Source organism: Pseudoduganella sp. RAF53_2, assembly GCF_052113985.1.
Taxonomy (GTDB): Bacteria; Pseudomonadota; Gammaproteobacteria; order Burkholderiales; family Burkholderiaceae_D; genus Rugamonas.
In genome coordinates this window covers 1-3,016 of record NZ_JBFRDW010000700.1, presented here as the reverse complement: position 1 = coordinate 3,016, position 3,016 = coordinate 1, and the positions used below count along the sequence as shown (strand labels likewise).

The following is a 3,016-nucleotide window of genomic DNA, read 5'->3' as shown; positions in this document are numbered from 1 at the left end:
GCTGGACGCGGTCCGCGCCCGTGCTGTACGCCAGATGGAGCAGGTGGGATTGAAAGTGCCGGTGGCGCCGCCGGCCGGCATATTCGTCTGGGCCGATGCAGGACGCGACACCAATGTGCTGACCGAACATGCAATGGCCGAAGGCCTGCTGCTGGCGCCCGGTAGCCTGTTCTCGCCAAGCCAGCTGCCGTCCACGTTCATGCGCCTGAATGTGGCTGCGCTGCAGGGGCCAGAAATCTGGCGCTTCCTGCAGCGCGAACTGGGGGCTTAGTTGATCACCCGGCTGGCGGGCGTCAGCACGCCGCTGGGCGACTGGACGGTGACATTGAACTGCCCGGAGCCACCGGCTGTTGGGCAAGGAATGGTAACCACATAGGTAGGAATACCTAGCGGCGAACCAATACCCAGCACCACATTTGGCACGGTCGCACTGGACGGCACCGTTGTGACAGTCGATGTGCCGAAAAGTGCGCTGAAGCTGATGGTGGAGCCAGCCGGCATCCATACACCGTGCAGGTCCGTCACCGTCACTTGTGCCGTGACCGACGAAACGCCAACGCAGCTCAATGTTCCCGGTGCGATGGTGATTGCCGCGGCACTGGTCGAGAACTGCTGCACCAACTGACTCGATACGTACAGGGTCTGAGCGCTTGGTACTTGCGGAATGCGCAGTACGCCGTTGTAGATGCCGTCTCCCGGCGCCGTGCAGCCTGGGGGCGGATTGGTACCGATGCATGGTTCTCCCGCAGTCCAGGTGCCGCTCTCGTTATCGTCACGGAAGATGTTCCGCGGCAGGTCGGCGAAGGGCTCGCCGGGATCGTAGACGTTATTGCCGTTCGTATCCGTGAACGTTTCTTCACCCAGTGCGTAAGCCAGAACAGTGATGCGTGACTCTGGCCGCGGCTGCGCCGAATACAGTGGCACAGTGCAAACGCCGTTCACCGTCTGGCAGGACGCTCCGATCACGCCACCTTCTGCGGAGAAGTTAACCGCCGTGCCGTCCGGCACCGGATTGCCAAAGTGGTCGCCAAGGATCACTTGTACGGTGCTGCACAATTTGTCGATATTCCAGCCTTCGCAGTTGCCAGTGGATGTGGATAGCGAGAAGTGCGCCTGATCCGGCACGCCGCTGGACACCACCAGCTGGCTGGACACTGACGTCAGCGGAGGATTGGAACCTGCAACGGTGGCGATGACGCGGACCGAGGTTGGAATGGTACCGGCGGATACCGCCGTTGTGACCGTGCCATCAGCAGCACTGGTTGCAGTTGCGGGATTGAGCTTCAGGTCGCCCGTTGTGCTGGATGAGTTGCTGTCCGCGAAAACGAAGCTCACCTGCCGACCTGCGACCGGACTGCCGTTCATGTCGAACACCTGGAACTTCACCGTCGCATATTCGGGGCGGCCCGGCCCACCGGTGCCCTTAAGGGCGATGTTGGCGGTATCGACCCCAATATACTTGATAGAGCCGATCGTCGCTGGCAGCACATTGATGGAGGCGGACTGGGTCAATGTCGCATTGGGCAGCGTCACGGTAGCAGTTACCCTGTCGGTCGTGCCACAGCCTTTGTCCGTATAGCTTGCCGTTGCGGTGCCGTTCTGTGTGGTGACTGGCGTGCCGATGATTGCCTTGCCAGCGGCGACACATGAGGAAGTGAAGTTCACCGTGACTGGCGTCGTATAAGGCGCATCGCCATTCATGATGCTGACCGTCAGGCTGGCGTTGCCGCCGGCAGACAGTGTTGACGGTGCAACCTGCATGGCGCTCAGGCTAAGGGCAGGGAAGCTGACGGTGTAATTGGCGGAAGCCTTGACCGATGTTACACCGACCGTTGCGCYGGCGCTTACCGTGAACGCCCCTGCTTGCGTCCCGGCGGCCAAGGTGATAGTTGCGTTACCGCTGCTGTCAGTCATGGCGGTGCGTGATGACGGCGAAAATACGGCTGTTCCATCCGTGCTGGAGAAAGTCACCACCAAGTTGGCGACGGTTGCATTATTGCTGTCCTTCAGATTGACCTTCACCGTAGCGGCATTGCCCGGCATGAGCGTCGTGGTTGTTGCCCCGGAGCTGTCCAGCAGCGACATGGTCATGGCGCTTGCCGACGTGCCTGAACCAGGGCTTGTTGTGGCGCCACCGCAGCCGGGCAGCGCTGAGCTTCGTGTGGGGTCGACGTTGATGCAGCCGTCATCCCGTCCGCCGCCGCCGCAGGCTGAGAGGAAGGCTGCAAGCAGGAAAGCGATCAGGAAGGTTGCTAGACCAGTGAGCCTCGATGTGTTCGACATTTGCCACCCCATTGTGCTTAGTTGTTGTCGTTGTTAAGTACCACGAGTGTGAGTCCCGCTGCTTCGGTTGCTGCGGTCAGGCTTTGCTGCGCATCCTTGCCCAGCACAATACGCACATCGCTTGCCTGCAACTGGCGGCTGGCCAGTTGGGCTTTACCCTGCAGCGCTTTCTGCAGGCTTTCGGCCTGCTTTTCGAAACCTGGGCTGTACTGGATCGTGGTAGCGACCTGGCGGTATGGCTTGTCGTTGCTCAGACGGTCAACGGGAATGCCGATTTGGCCCAGCATGCTGCGGAAGCGTTTAGCCATGCCGGTGACGCCGTTGCCATTAGAGATTTCAAGGCGCGCCATTTGCACTTTGGTCGCTTTGGGCATCGCGGCAAGCGCCGCCTGGGCTGCTTTCGGTTCTTGCTTGGCAAGTGGTATCGCTGCGGCGGGCGCAGTAGCGGAACCAGCCGCCGCTGATGCTGCGACAGCTACGCGCTGCTTCAGCTCGAAGACGTTAGGTGAGAGCTGCACCAGTTCCATGCGCGAGGCAAGCTGGGTCGGGTCGGTGATGGACATGGTTGCCTTCGGCGCGCGCTGCACATAAGGCTCCGGCGCCGGTTCGGTTGATTCCGCGACCGGTGCCTGGGGCTGAAGCGCTGCCGGAGCGGATGGAATGCCTGAGGCGAGGGGGGCGGCTGCAGGAGCGTTGGCAGCGATCATGGGTTGCTCAGCTTCCGACTTCCGAC

Annotated in this window: 2 protein-coding genes and 1 pseudogene; 1 reads left to right on the top strand and 2 read right to left on the bottom strand. The window is 61.4% G+C overall.

Translation table 11 applies throughout. The annotated features are described in order from the left end of the window. Positions 1-271: pseudogene (locus AB4Z11_RS28050) on the top strand (PLP-dependent aminotransferase family protein); the annotation flags it as partial. Here AB4Z11_RS28050 and AB4Z11_RS28045 read toward each other — a convergent pair. Beyond that, a complete protein-coding gene (locus AB4Z11_RS28045) occupies positions 268-2,283 on the bottom strand; it encodes a hypothetical protein (RefSeq protein ID WP_442029113.1) in 2,016 nt (671 codons plus the stop codon). The pseudogene AB4Z11_RS28050 and the gene AB4Z11_RS28045 overlap by 4 nt on opposite strands. Positions 2,284-2,300: 17 nt before the next feature. Then, positions 2,301-3,016, bottom strand: a 716-nt coding sequence (locus tag AB4Z11_RS28040; protein ID WP_442029112.1) for a LytR C-terminal domain-containing protein, incomplete at its 5' end; no start/stop codon positions are given.